Annotated in this window: 16 protein-coding genes; 11 read left to right on the top strand and 5 right to left on the bottom strand. The window is 45.6% G+C overall.

The window, feature by feature from the left end; all coding sequences use genetic code 11:
- Window positions 1-5: 5 nt before the first annotated feature.
- The gene (locus AZI86_RS11640) at window positions 6-455 is read right to left on the bottom strand and encodes an ExbD/TolR family protein (RefSeq protein ID WP_061835360.1); all 450 of its coding nucleotides are present in this window, start codon (window positions 453-455) and stop codon (window positions 6-8) included.
- Window positions 456-479: 24 nt separating this feature from the next.
- Complete coding sequence (locus tag AZI86_RS11635; protein WP_061835359.1) at window positions 480-1,169, bottom strand: MotA/TolQ/ExbB proton channel family protein; 690 nt, start codon at window positions 1,167-1,169, stop codon at window positions 480-482.
- A gap of 259 nt (window positions 1,170-1,428) precedes the next feature.
- Between AZI86_RS11635 and AZI86_RS11625 the strand changes: the two genes are divergently transcribed.
- Window positions 1,429-2,106 carry a hypothetical protein gene (locus AZI86_RS11625; protein WP_061835357.1) on the top strand — a complete coding sequence of 226 codons (678 nt, stop codon included), beginning with the start codon at window positions 1,429-1,431 and terminating at the stop codon, window positions 2,104-2,106.
- 40 nt (window positions 2,107-2,146) lie between these two features.
- On the opposite strand, the gene AZI86_RS11620 is transcribed toward AZI86_RS11625, so the two are convergent.
- Both AZI86_RS11620 and AZI86_RS11615 read right to left on the bottom strand, forming a co-directional pair.
- Window positions 2,147-3,169: a hypothetical protein gene (locus tag AZI86_RS11620; RefSeq protein ID WP_061835356.1), complete on the bottom strand. Its 1,023-nt coding sequence runs from the start codon at window positions 3,167-3,169 to the stop codon at window positions 2,147-2,149.
- On the bottom strand, window positions 3,166-3,936 hold the full coding sequence (locus AZI86_RS11615) for a TIGR02147 family protein (protein ID WP_061835355.1): 771 nt from the start codon (window positions 3,934-3,936) through the stop codon (window positions 3,166-3,168). The genes AZI86_RS11620 and AZI86_RS11615 overlap by 4 nt, the downstream gene beginning before the upstream one ends.
- Before the next feature lie 251 nt (window positions 3,937-4,187).
- Between AZI86_RS11615 and AZI86_RS11610 the strand changes: the two genes are divergently transcribed.
- The gene (locus AZI86_RS11610; protein ID WP_061835354.1) at window positions 4,188-4,379 is read left to right on the top strand and encodes a hypothetical protein; all 192 of its coding nucleotides are present in this window, start codon (window positions 4,188-4,190) and stop codon (window positions 4,377-4,379) included.
- Window positions 4,380-4,513: 134 nt separating this feature from the next.
- Window positions 4,514-5,272: a beta-sandwich domain-containing protein gene (locus tag AZI86_RS11605; protein ID WP_061835353.1), complete on the top strand. Its 759-nt coding sequence runs from the start codon at window positions 4,514-4,516 to the stop codon at window positions 5,270-5,272.
- On the opposite strand, the gene AZI86_RS11600 is transcribed toward AZI86_RS11605, so the two are convergent.
- Window positions 5,249-6,289, bottom strand: coding sequence for an alpha/beta hydrolase (locus AZI86_RS11600; protein WP_061835352.1), 1,041 nt, complete (start codon window positions 6,287-6,289; stop codon window positions 5,249-5,251). The genes AZI86_RS11605 and AZI86_RS11600 overlap by 24 nt on opposite strands.
- A gap of 183 nt (window positions 6,290-6,472) precedes the next feature.
- On the opposite strand from AZI86_RS11600, the gene rpmI reads away from it, so the two are divergent.
- Genes rpmI through AZI86_RS11560 form a run of 8 tightly spaced genes read left to right on the top strand, consistent with a single transcriptional unit; the run spans window position 6,473 to window position 13,095 of the window.
- Window positions 6,473-6,664: a 50S ribosomal protein L35 gene (gene rpmI, locus AZI86_RS11595; protein ID WP_061835351.1), complete on the top strand. Its 192-nt coding sequence runs from the start codon at window positions 6,473-6,475 to the stop codon at window positions 6,662-6,664.
- Window positions 6,665-6,715: 51 nt separating this feature from the next.
- Complete coding sequence (gene rplT / locus AZI86_RS11590) at window positions 6,716-7,063, top strand: 50S ribosomal protein L20 (protein ID WP_061835350.1); 348 nt, start codon at window positions 6,716-6,718, stop codon at window positions 7,061-7,063.
- 16 nt (window positions 7,064-7,079) lie between these two features.
- Window positions 7,080-8,153, top strand: coding sequence for a type 2 isopentenyl-diphosphate Delta-isomerase (fni, locus tag AZI86_RS11585; protein WP_061835349.1), 1,074 nt, complete (start codon window positions 7,080-7,082; stop codon window positions 8,151-8,153).
- Entirely contained in the window at window positions 8,150-9,460 is a 1,311-nt protein-coding gene (locus AZI86_RS11580) for a hydroxymethylglutaryl-CoA reductase, degradative (RefSeq protein ID WP_061835348.1), read from the top strand. The genes fni and AZI86_RS11580 overlap by 4 nt, the downstream gene beginning before the upstream one ends.
- Window positions 9,461-9,471: 11 nt before the next feature.
- Window positions 9,472-10,371: a hypothetical protein gene (locus AZI86_RS11575; RefSeq protein WP_061835347.1), complete on the top strand. Its 900-nt coding sequence runs from the start codon at window positions 9,472-9,474 to the stop codon at window positions 10,369-10,371.
- Window positions 10,368-11,348 (top strand): diphosphomevalonate decarboxylase, encoded by a 981-nt coding sequence (gene mvaD / locus AZI86_RS11570; RefSeq protein WP_061835346.1) that lies wholly within the window; start codon window positions 10,368-10,370, stop codon window positions 11,346-11,348. The genes AZI86_RS11575 and mvaD overlap by 4 nt, the downstream gene beginning before the upstream one ends.
- Complete coding sequence (locus AZI86_RS11565; RefSeq protein ID WP_061835345.1) at window positions 11,348-12,232, top strand: mevalonate kinase family protein; 885 nt, start codon at window positions 11,348-11,350, stop codon at window positions 12,230-12,232. The genes mvaD and AZI86_RS11565 overlap by 1 nt, the downstream gene beginning before the upstream one ends.
- A 35-nt stretch (window positions 12,233-12,267) precedes the next feature.
- Window positions 12,268-13,095 (top strand): hypothetical protein, encoded by an 828-nt coding sequence (locus AZI86_RS11560; RefSeq protein WP_061835344.1) that lies wholly within the window; start codon window positions 12,268-12,270, stop codon window positions 13,093-13,095.
- Window positions 13,096-13,118: the final 23 nt, after the last annotated feature.

Genomic DNA, 13,118 nt, shown 5'->3' with positions numbered 1-13,118 from the left:
ATGTCCTATCCAAGTGGGGAAAGTCCCACTCCTTCAAATTGGAATTTTTTAAGCTGATCCATAATGCGGATCACATCACCGTAGGACGCTTGAGCTTCAGGGCGAACAACGCCGGTTTTAAGATCCGGCCATTGTTGTTTTAAAGCCTGGATTTTTGCTTCCAATACTTCCCAGTTCACACCACGGCCAGAACTACGGATTTGCTCTTCGTAAGTCTTCTTATTGGGAAGATCACGCATTGAAAGCTGAACCGCGCCTTGAGTGTCGACAGTGATCCAAAGAGACGGGGGATTTTCGGCCCCTGCCGTGGAGTTGTCGCCAATGGCCTGTCGAGTATCAAGAGTTCCGATTTGCACCCATACAGCGGTCAAAAGCAAAAAGCAGATGAGCACTGACAAGATGTCTAGAATCGGAAGAATATTAATTTCAAAGTTCAGATCCTTATCGTGATCCATGGTGAACTCCCGGTTTAGCGCGAATTACTTCGCAGATTTTTTGCTAGTTTTCTCTTCAGCAGTTACTGGCTCATAATGAAAGCCCAACTGGATGAAAAGATTCAGTGCACCTTTATTAAGGTCATCTGTTAAACGAGACGCACGGTTTTGTAAAACCGCGTACATGATCAGGGCTGGAACCGCAACGATAAGACCGTAAGCCGTTGTATTCATCGCTAAAGAGATACCGGCTGACAAGATCGCAGCTTTTTCTGCTGGATTGGCATTGGCGATACCCGCAAAAGAGTGAATAAGACCCGTGATTGTACCTAATAGACCAATCAAAGTTGCTACGTTGGCAAACATCGCCAAGAAACCAATGCGTTTTTCAACGCGAGAGTTTTCTTCTAGTAGAACTTCATCCATTTTAAGTTGGATTTCTTCTTTGCCGCCCATATCTAGAGCTGCTTGAATGCCAGCGGAAGCAACAACGCCCAAAGGTTCGTTTTTGCCCATTTGCATAGCGCGACGAAGAGCTTTATCTAGGTTTCCGGCCTTAATGTCTTCGGCCAAAAGCTTAGAAAGGTCTTTTTGATTGATCTTACGAGCACCGAAAAGAGCCACACTTCTTTCCGCAATAATTGCGATAGAAACGATTTGAGCGGCCAAAATAGCCCACATCCAAAATGCATCTGCTGACGTGAATCCACGTGCTAACGATAGTACGAATTCCATATTAATAAACCTCCACGGTTAATCCTGCGGGCTTAGGAGCAACTAAAATGCCACTGTTCATCAGAGTTTTAGAGGACTTGAGGAGTGGGACCTCATCGAAATTTCATGGAGGTGACGCAATTTGGCTCCCTGAACTGAAGTTTCGGGGACCTGTCAAAGTTCAAGACATATATAGTCTTTTTCCAGATGAGGGTGGTTTCGGTGGCGAGATCGGGGGTTTATCTTTTATAAACAGCCCATCAATATATAAGGAGTATTTATGAAAAAAGCCGTGATGGGTCTTTTGTTGGTGTCCACGATGATCCCTGTGATGGGACAAGCTAAAAATAAATGGGGCGGGCGTCAACGTGCCCCACAAGTTTTTTGCGATGGCAAAAGCCTTGTAAATAGCCAAGGGCGTTTGGTGAAAGAGTTTACTTTTGCTTCAGATTGTTCCGCCGCTTTAGAAACTATGGATCGCGGTTTATTTTGCACCAGTGATATAGGTAAAGTGGCAATGTTCAACACCTGGGGTAAGAAGATTTTGGATTTTACCTTTAAAAGCGATTGCACTGCCACTCTAGAAACCAGACAAGGTGATTTGATGTGCTCTTCGAATGTGGGGCAAGTCAATATTTTGTCAGCGCGAGTGGGTGTGGTTAAGAAAATGACCTTTAAATCGGACTGTATCGATGCACTTCAAAATCAGAATGATGGCTTTGCTTGCACCAGTGATGTGGGCAATGTGGAGCTGTTTGATTTAGTTGAAGGCAAGAAGATCTATAAATTCACTTTTAAATCTGATTGCAACGAAAGCTTGGCGCAAATCTCTTCAGGGCTAGCTTGTGTCAGCGATGTTGGCAGAGTGAAGATGATTGACTATAACGGAAAGATCATCCGTGATTTTACATTTAAGTCTGATTGCGAGACCACTCGCAATCAAATGTTAGGTCAATAGGTCCCCCGAAGGGACCTCTGTTTTGAGGTCCCTGGTTTTGCTATTGAGAAAGTGTGTGCACAAACCCCATTTCACCGAAATCAACGCAGTCCTTCACTGATTTAGTAAGATTGGTGACGAAGGTGGTGTCGCTCTGAATAATGTCAATATTAACGGCCATCTGGGACTCGTTTTCTGACACCTTGTACGTGTAAGGTTTTGCTTTTAAATAATCTGCGCTTAAAATAAACGTCAGTGCGAGAGCCTTTCCCTCTTGAGCCAAAAGATCCTCATAAGAATTTTGGCAGTCAGCGGTTAGGAATCTTCTAAATCGTTCCTTCTCATAAGATTTATAATAGAGCTGTTGAAGGCGTGACAGTTTTAAAGTGCCGTCTTGCTTTATGACCTCAATCTTTGTCGAAACCAAGGCGCCCGGTGAGGAAGCTTTGGACGTCGGAATATTGAGTCCCAGAAGATCTGGTGTCTCGCGGATCTTCTTTGCTAGATTTGATCCGGAAAAAGTCATTAAGAAAAATTGTCCCGTAAGATGACGTGCACTTTGTGCGCCCTGAATCAAGTTCGGTGTTAATAGACTATAGACGGCTTCATGAATTAACAAGGCCACCTTGTTGGCCTCGTCAAGCTTGCTCCAGCCGTGGCTATTGATTCGAATCAAACCTTGAAGACGATTGGCCAATTGAACACGTTCGGCCCCTGCAGGAAGAGCCACCGGATCATCGCCTTCATTTAAAAGGACAAGCTCTTCGTCTACCAAAATCCAGTCATATTCATTCATGGCCAGAATTAAAACGTCCCCTAGGCGAGGAACGGCCTTATTTAAATCCGTCAACTTTTGTAAAAGCAGTTTTTCAGGAACGGGAAACGAAAATCTTTTAAGTCCCGCCAAACGCAAGTCCACGGAAGGGCCAATATAAGGATTTAAATGCGCGCTGACTGAATAAAGGTCTTGCACAAATATCGCACCATTGATGGCGATGCCACTTCCCGCATTACCTACAAAACCATTGGCAAAGGCAAAAGACGAAAATAAAAACGAAATTAAGCTCAAGCTGGTACGGATCATGGGAACTCCACTGGGAAAAGTTGAACTGAAAGTCGGTAAACCGTGTCGGGCTCTTGCTCTAAGGTGGCGATGGTCGAAGCTTTGTCGTAAAGCTTGCGGATTTCTTCACGTAAGGCCAAAAGCTGCTGTTTATTGCCAGCAAAAGTCAGCGAGGTGATGTCGCGGACTTCGGAAGGCTGTTCATTTAATGCGCGTTTGGCTAGATCCAGACTGATTTCATGATGTTTTCTAACTAAGGCTCCCGGGGGTGCTTGGGCGACTTCGGGGTCACTGTCCGTTGTGGTTAAGAAGGTCTCAGGACGACAAACTTGGTTCAAGTGATTACGTATTAAGAACTTACGTCGGATCAGGTCTTCAATTACGCTTTCAACTTTTTGTACAGGGACACCTAATTTGCGGGCGATGATTTCAGGGGTGCGATGCTCGGCGGGCAGATCAAAAGAAAACAGAATGGGATAATACGTCCAGTCAGTTAACATGTCGTAATTTTCTTTTGTGATCTCGCTTTTTTGAAACTTCGGTTGTAAATCCATTTTAAGTAAAAGCTTATTGCGAGCTTTTTCACTTAAAGAAAGTTTCTCGGTGATTTCGGCGGCTCTAAGTTTAGAGACTTGCCAGTTGCGCTTTTCGTTCAGCAGGTCTGATAAAGAACCCGAAGACAAACCTAAGCGCTGCGCATAAGAACGAAGGGAAAAACGCGGATTCTTTTCTTTACGATCCGCGAAATCCTTTCGAATGATCTCGATGAGTTCCGCATGCCATTTCATTTTTTTAATCCCCCATGACTGGTGGGATTATTGGACCGCCTAAGTAAGTGTCAATGGTTCGGTAACCCCGATCGGCCCGGAAAGATATAATATATTATAATTCGTGTCGCGTTTGGGGCATCTTTTAGAGGAGAAATGCCCCCGGACCAGTCAATCAATCATTTGAGCTGTAATAGGTGAGGCCTTGGGACTGGCGTTTGTTTTGCAAAATATCTCCTTGTTGCTAGGCACATGAAACCAAGGAGGAAATTATGTCTTCAGGCCATAATAAAAACAAAGGATTCAGCCAAACAAGTAAACGCTATGCCGGTGATCTAAAGGCGCAACGTCAGCAGGCGCACAATCATCAGCTCAATCCTAAACACGACTCGCAATCAGAAGAGGTGAGTGTGGAGAAAAACCCGTCATCCTCTTCTTCCTCGAGCAAAAGCAGTAAAGCTTAGGAAAGACTTTAAAGGCCACGCAATGCGTGGCCTTTAAATTTGAATTCGTTCAAAGTTTTGACAGTTAAGAAAAATCTTCGGATGAGAGATTCCTTTATGGATTCATTCTTAGCTTTAGCGGTACTAATACAGGCATGAAAACATCCGTTATTATCAGCAGTCTTGTCGCGATCAGTCTGACTCAAGGCTGGGCTTATGCGCAAGTTTATGATTTGCCAGAACCAGGGGGTGGAGCTTCCATCACTCCAGCGCAAGTCCTTCCGTTTGATATGTCCGACGTTCAGTATGCGGGGTCTTTACGTTTGGGACGAATGTCACGCAAAGAAGAGGGCACCCAATACCGCGTGCTTTTAGAGCCTGTGGCGCGCTTGCAAAAAATGGATCTAAGGATGGCGTTTGGAAAAGCGCGTGTGCGTGAAGCGTGGCTCGTGACTGAATCCGGAAACCGCATCGAGATCTCAAAATATCGTGCCACCGGTGTTTTAGAAGCGTCGACACTTTATAGTTCGGAAAACTTCAGTTTGAATGAAAACATCAAAGAAGTTCAATTGCTGGGCGAAGCTTTTTCTGATGATGCCGAGATTATCGTCACCGCGGTCAGTGAAAATGTTTTGCCGAAACTGACTTTATGGAAAGCGCCGGTCGAGGTAAATGCCTCCGCCACGTCAAGTTATGAAATGGATCGCTCCGTACAAGCGCAGCCGACCGCCGTTCGCCAGGGCAACTGCGTGAACGGGTTTTGCATTGGTGATGTCGTCATTTATATGCGTAACCGCGGAAAGCTTGTTGAAATCAACCGGGACGGTCGCGTGGTGCTTATACAGCGTGGCATTCGTAAAATCGTTAAGACGTCGCAGTTACAGCGCCCCTTAATTGCGCCATATACTTACTAGCCATTTCCAAACTTCTAAACGGCGCTCTGAAATATCAAAATGAGTGCCGTCAAATTCGACGATGTCGTGATCTATCGAGTTTTTCTTAAGGATATTGACGATCTGTCTTACGCCATATTGTAAGTGAAAATTATCGCGAGTGCCGACATCCAGATAAATCCCCGAAAGCTTTTTTAAATGACCTATTCGTTGCGGTAAGAAGTGCACAGGGTCTTTTTCGAGGTAACGCTGCCAGATTTCGGGATTTCTTTCTCCCGTTTTCGCATGGACTGGAAATTCAAAATCTCCATGCGTGCCTTTCGCCGCATAACAAGCCGCCATCCCGAAGGCATTAAGAAGGTTGTGCCAGTTTTTATTTTTCATCAAGCGCCCATTGCGCAGCTCTTCGAGGGCTTTGAGTCCCGACTCTTGGTACTTTTCCCACAGCGGTAAGGCCTGATAAATGTCAGGCAAAAGGCTTGCTTCAAAAAACGAATCAGGGGCAATGGCACCTATTTTTCCAAAAACTTCTGGATGCTTGCTGCCCAAATAAAGGGCCCCGTAGCCACCGCTAGATCCGCCCGTTACACACCAGTCCGCGGGTTTGTCGGAAACGGCGTATTTTCCCTGAATCGCCGGGACCAGTTCCGTCATAATATAGTCTTCGTAACGACCGGTCGCCGCTGAATTGATAAATTGCGATCCGCCCCAAGACGTCAATGCATCCACAAAAATGTACAAAGCCTCAGGGGCTTCACCGCGAGCGACCGCTTGATCAATCACTTGAACCGCATTGGCTTCGTTAAATTTACCGTTCAGATAAAAAGGGGCGTTTGAGGAAAATCCGGCTAAGACCACCACCACCGGCCAGGGGCCCGTCACCTTGGGTACTAAGACCGGATTGTATCGACGCGACGGGTCGCAAAGTGGGTTGTGTTTTAGAACCTCACTTTCCAGCACCAGGGTTTGGATTTTAAAGTGATTCATGTCGTAGGCGCGGAAATTTTCTAAAATTTCGGGGGTGATTTCGTGTTTCATCAGCCCAAGTCTTATATAATCGTTTGGAAGAGTCTACCGGGAAAGATCTAAACCCTTAAAAAAGCTTGATTTTGACCCCGCTTGCACCTAAAACCATGAGTCCGTACAAACGACTGACAAAGGCAATGGTTAAGAGCGGATCCAAGAGTGGAGCCGACGCCTTATTGGTGGAAGGTATTTAATATGAAAATGCGCACTCATTCAGGCGCCAAAAAACGCATGAAACTTACTGCGAGCGGTAAAGTGAAAAAGAAAAGCACTCGCATGCGTCACTTGAACTCTCACATGAGCTCTAAAACGAAAAGACAACTAGGCAAAACATCATACGTTGAAGATGCAAACATGCTTCAAGTTCGTCGTTGCTTAGTATTCTAATTTCAATTTTAAAAATAACGTCTTTCTCGTAAATATTTAGAGGTATCGAAAATGGCTCGTGTAAAAAGTGGTAAAACAAATCGTGCTCGTCACAAAAAAGTTCTTAAAAGAGCAAAAGGTTACTATTCAGCAGGTTCTCGCGCGTACATCCACGCGGTAGAGAAAAATGACCGTGGTATGGCTTTCGCCTACCGTGACCGTAAAGTTAAAAAACGTACTTTCCGCACTTTGTGGAATCAACGTATCAATGCAGCAGCTCGTTTGAACGGAACTACATATTCTCGTTTGATCGGTGGCTTGATTAAAGCGGGGATCCAAGTTGATCGTAAGATCATGGCGGACCTTGCAGTTAATGATGCAGCAGCATTCGCAGCTCTTTGCAAACACGCTCTAGCGTAAGCATAAGGCTCATCAGATGAAAGAGTCTGGTCCTTACTCCGACGAAGTCGGAGTGCAAACAAGGTTATTTGAACAAAGAAAGCGTGATCATATTAGGATCGCGCTGGATCCAAGATCACAAACTTTGGGACAAAACGGACTAGACTCGGTCGAATTGATTCATGAGGCTTTGCCTAACTTGAATTTTAAAGAGGTCGATATTTCGACCTCTTTTGTTTTTAATAAGACATCTGTTTCTCTTTCTTCTCCCATCTTTATTTCGTCAATGACTGCGGGCCATGAAAACGGGCACCAGATCAATGAAGCTTTGGCGCGCTTAAGCGACAGCCGTCAAATTCTTATGGGGGTTGGGTCTCAACGTCGCGAGCTGGTCGACACCTCTGCCGCGGAAGAGTGGAGTCGTGTTCGTAAACAAGCCCCTAAGGCGCGCCTGATTGGCAATATCGGGATTGCGCAATTAATTAAATCACCTATTGATTCGGTTCGTCGTTTGGTGGACTCCACCGAAGCGCTGGGACTGTTTGTTCACGTCAATCCGTTGCAAGAAGCCTTACAGCCGGAAGGCACCACGGATTTTAAAAATAGCTTAGAAGCCATAGAAAATCTGGTACGCATCATCGGGGTTCCGGTGATCGTCAAAGAAGTAGGCTGTGGCTTTTCAGTCGAAACATTGAAACGTTTGGATAGCACTGGCGTTTTTGCTGTCGATGTCAGTGGCAAAGGTGGTACTCACTGGGGACGAGTTGAAGCTTACCGATCTGAAGAAGATCAAGTGCTTCACAAAGTCGGACAAACTTTTGCAAACTGGGGTGTTAGCACGACTCAAGCGATGCTAAATGCCAAAGAAGCTCGCGTTTCATATGAAGTATGGGCTTCTGGAGGCGTTAGAAATGGTTTGGATGCCGCTAAACTAATTGCTCTAGGCGCAGTTAAAGTAGGATTAGCAAAACCCTTCTTGGAAGCGGCTTTAAAAGGCGATCGCGCTCTGGAAGAGCTTTTGCAAAAGTTGGAACTTGAGCTTAAGATAGCGCTGTTCTGTACTGGTTCGAAAAATCTGGCTGAACTTTCACGCGGGAAGGTCCTATCATGAATAAAGAACTTCAAGGCATCTTCAAAGGATTTTCAAAACTTTCAAAAGAAGAGCGTTTGCAAGCTCTGCAAGAAGTCGGTGCTTTAACTTCTTCTGAAGCCGACTATCTTTCGCGTGGCGGTCTTAAAGACACCACTTTGGGTGAAAAATTTATCGAAAATGTGATCGGTTATTTTCAGCTGCCGTTGGGCGTAGCAACCAATTTCAATATTGATGGCAAAGACTTTGTGATCCCGATGGCGGTGGAAGAAACTTCGATCGTGGCGGCGGTTTGTAAATCGGCGAAATGGATTCGTGAAACCGGCAGCATTACCACGGAAGTGGTGGGCAGTGATATCATCGGCCAAATTCAATGCGCGAAGGTTAAAGACTTCGCGAAATTTGAAAAACAGCTTTTATCGCAAAAAAACTTTATGATTGAAATCGCCAATCGCGAAGTGGCCTTTGGCCTTGTTCGTCGCGGTGGTGGGGTTAAAGACATTCAAGTGCGCCGAGTTCCTCGCGGTGACGGGACAGATATGGCCGTCGTGCACGTATTGATGGATCCGTGCGATGCGATGGGTGCGAACATCATGAACCAGGTTTGTGAGTTCTTAAAAGAACCGATTGAACAATTCACATCTGAAAAAGTCACGATGTGCATTCTTTCAAATCTGGTGGATTCAAAAATCACGCGTGCCGTTGTGCACATTAAAACTATTGATGCCGATTTGGCGGAAAAAATTGAAGAAGCCTCTTTGTTTGCGCAGCAAGATCCGTATCGTGCGGCCACAAACAATAAAGGTGTTTTAAACGGCATTGATCCTATCTTGATTGCGACCGGCAACGACTGGCGCGCAGTGGAAGCGGGTATTCACGCCTATGCGGCTCGTGATGGTCAATATCGTTCGATCACTCGTTGGTTCCGAGATGGTGAGGGGGGACTTAAAGGTGTCTTTGAAGCTCCTTTGATTGTTGGAACTGTGGGTGGTGTCACCACTCTTCATCCGACCGCCATGATGTGCATGAAAATGTTAGGCACTAAGTCGGCAAATGAACTTTCACGCGTGATTGCCGCGGTGGGTTTGGTACAAAACCTTGGAGCTTTAAAAGCCTTAACGACGGTTGGAATTATCGAAGGCCACATGAAACTGCACACTAAGAATTTAGCTTTAGGTGCGGGCGCTGAAGAACGTGAAATCCCCATGGTGCAAAAGAAATTAGAAGAAATCTTAGCCGTTCGTAAGCGCATTTCTTTAAGCAACGCGATTGACGTGCTTAAAGAGCTTCGCGACTCTGCAACGCGCGCGTCTTCTCATCCTCAGTAAAGGGACCGGTCGTGTCACTGGTCTTTGCTGTCCCTGGAAAAACATTTTTAGCGGGTGAGTACTTAGCCTTAAACGAGGGACCGGCGCTATTATTCTTGTCGCAACCTTGTTTTGAGCTGACCGCAAAACCGGGCAAGGGGGAAGTTGAAGGACTTCATCAAAATTCTCCGGCGGGTTTGTTTATCCGCAAGCACACCGATTATTTTGCAAAGCTGGATATCGCTTTTCAAGATCCTCATAAGGGGATTGGCGGCTTCGGTGCATCGACGGCGCAGTTTTTGTCGGTGTATGCTTTATGGCTTTATAAAGAGGCTGCTCAGCAAGATATGGAAAAAATCTTGGACTTTAAGCACATCCTTGAAGAGTACTATCAAGTCGCTTGGAATGGGCAAGGATTGCGCCCTAGCGGGGCGGATGTCGTTGGGCAGCTGAAAGGGTCTTTGACGTTTTTTGAAAAGCGTCAGGGGTTGATTAATGTCAAAAGCTGGCCGTTCACGGGCTTAGATTTTTATTTGATTCACACGGGCAATAAGGTGGCGACCCATGAGCATTTGAGAATGCTTAAGAAATTCGACACCGCAAATTTGGAATTCGCTTTTAGTAAAATCAAAGAGTCATTTGATTCCGCCAATGAAAATCAGTTCATTGATGGGATTAAGTCTTATGCAAAAGCGCTAAAAGATTTAAATTTTACCTGTGAACCGACTTTAAACTTATTAAGTGATTTACAAAGCATTCCCGGGGTGCGCGCGGCCAAAGGTTGCGGCGCTTTGGGGGCGGATGTTGTGTTAGTTATTACCAAAAAAGATTTTAGCCAGGGTGTGAAGCAGTACTGTGAAATTAATGGCCTGAAAATGCTTGCTTCAAATAAAGATATCGCCGCTGGTCTGCAAGTTCGAGGAAACCTATGAAACCTGTTTTAGTCTCTGCCCCGTCAAATATCGCGCTTATCAAATACATGGGAAAGATTGAAAACAGTGGCAATAAACCCACAAACGCCTCTTTGTCTTATACCTTAGAAAATTTAAGAACCTTTGTGCGCGTGACACCTATCGAGGGTCCCGCGGATCAGTGGAAGCCCTTGGTGCGCGAAGATTTAGAAAAATTAGAACTGTCTGAAAAAGGACAGCAACGCTTTTTAAAACATTTCCAAAATTTGAAATCAAAATGGGAAGTCACCGGCAGTTTCTTGATTGAATCCGGAAACAATTTTCCTTCGGACTGCGGTCTTGCCAGTTCGGCTTCCAGTTTTGCGGCTTTGACTTTGGCGGCGGCAGAAATGTTTCAACAAATCAAACCTCATGGGTGGGGAACAGATAAGCGTGTTTTGTCAGAGCTTTCTCGTCAAGGATCGGGCTCTTCCTGTCGTTCCTTATTTAGCCCCTGGTCATTGTGGCAAGAAGAGTACGCGCAACCGATGAATATCCCTCATGCAGATATGCACCACATTGTCGTCGTGGTTGAGGCGTCAAAAAAAGAAGTTTCAAGTTCCGAAGCTCATAAACTGGTGACCACCAGTCCAAGATTTGACGGTCGGGTGGAACGTGCGGAAATGCGCTTACGAGATCTGATTCAATCTTTGTGTTTTGATGACTGGCACATGGCTCGCCAAATTGTGTGGGATGAGTTTATTGACATGCACCGTCTTTTTGAAACAAGTCAGCCGGCATTTAGTTATATGACCGACGCCTCTAAGAAAGTTTTAGCAGACTGCGAAGCCTTGTGGAAAAAATGGCAAGACGGGCCGTTAGTAACCATGGATGCCGGCGCCAATGTGCATATGCTTTTCCGTAATGATCAGAAAAAATCTTTTGAAATGTACCGCGATCTTTTTAGCAAGGAATATAAAACTTTGGCTTTTGAAGGCGTGAAAGCGGGCGTGCACTAGTGGCCACTTTTGAATGTCAGGCTTTTGGTAAATGCATCTTGTTGGGCGAACACGCGGTTTTGCGTGGGTCGCCCGCGCTCGTTGTGCCAATCTTAAATCGTTCTTTAAATCTGACATACAATCAAACGAACACAAATCTTGATGTGCAATTAAACGGTGATCACGGTGTGGAGTTAAAACTTCTGGTATGGACCGTTTTGGATAAAGCCTGTGAAATGAAAGGCGTTGATAAAGCGTCCTTAAAGGGCCAGTTGACTTTGGAATCCTCACTGCCTGTGGGCGCGGGGATGGGGGCGTCCGCCGCACTTTGTGTGGCCTTGGTGCGCTGGCTGGGGTTTTTAGGTTATGTGGCAGAATCCGAATTTTATGAGTTCTCGCGCCAATTAGAAAATATCTTTCACGGTGAAAGCAGTGGGGTGGATATTGCTGTCGCCCTTTCAGGCCAGGGCATTAAGTTCACTCGTAGTGGCGAAAGAACGCCGATCAATCCCTCATGGCAACCGAAGTGGTATATTTCTTATTCCGGAAAACGCGGCGTCACCTTAGATGCCGTAAATAAAGTAAAAGGCTTATTAGCTGCTAACCCCGAAAAGGGGCAAAAGATCGACGCCCGCATGGCCGAAGCCGTACAAATCGCCGATCGTGCTTTACATACGAATGAAAAAGAAGGCTTTGGACAATTAGTAAAAGCTATTGAACTTGCTGCCTCTTGTTTTGAAGAATGGAACTTAAACGAAGGCGAGCCCGCCAAACACATCCAGTGGCTAAAAGATCAAGGCGCTGCCGCGGTAAAGCCCACCGGTTCTGGCGGCGGCGGGTATGTTCTGTCGCTGTGGAGCACGACTCCGCCAGCGAGTGTTTTGCCGCAGTTAATTCCTTGTTAAAGACCGCCATTGCGGTCTGAAGTTGGAGTCATCTTATGAAGTTTGCCATCGGATTTTTCATCTGTTCGTTCGGGTTCATCTATTCCTATGCACAGAATAAACGGGTCGAGGCAAAAGATGCTTCGGGTAAGGTCGTCGGGTATTTCCATGAGGAAAGCGACCCGAAGAATTTGATGCTCACCCTGAAAGGTAAAAAAACGAGTCCCGCGGGAGTCTGCATTGTTGATCCAATCAGCAGCGTAGCTGCTCCCAATGGGAAGTTTACGGCCAAAGCAGAAGTCAGAAACTGTGGTGCCACAGTTGACTATGCCACCAGGGTTTTTCTGCTAGATGGCTCAAAAGAAGTCGATGTCCTTGTTGTTACTGGTACGCCGGAAATAAAATTAAGATGGAAAGAATTGGCTGTCTTGGAGATCGAGCATTCTGTTATTTCGGCGGAACAAGTCTATAAAAAAACAGACTCTGTGAATGGGTTAAAAATTATAAATAGGGGAACCAAGAAGATTGTCGGTCCCCCTCAGTCGGAAGCGGTTGCTAAAGCTAATATTGTAAGTGCAACTGAAGGTGTACGACTTTTTTCGTTGGAAACTATGCAAAGAATAGCTGGGTGGAGTCAGGAAGCATCGGGCTTACATAAAGATTCATGGGGGCATTGGTATGGGAGTTACCCCTACGGTGATGATCCACTTGAAGCTGAGCAAATTGCGAAAGCCTATAAATTGGCTGAGCTAAAACCGGTCGTTGTTACAGAGCAGTGTCGGCAAGAGTGTTTACAAATGATTCAAAAAGGTGAATTGAAAAAAGGCCTTAATGAAAAAGATTGTCAGAAGTTAGTTTGTGGTAATGATCCGTCTAGCAACTGAAACAAATCTTTTCTCAAGATCAT

The organism is Bdellovibrio bacteriovorus (assembly GCF_001592735.1).
Classification (GTDB): domain Bacteria; phylum Bdellovibrionota; class Bdellovibrionia; order Bdellovibrionales; family Bdellovibrionaceae; genus Bdellovibrio; species Bdellovibrio bacteriovorus_D.
Note: the sequence above shows the minus strand (reverse complement) of the source record. Positions and strands in the feature narration are given on the sequence as shown.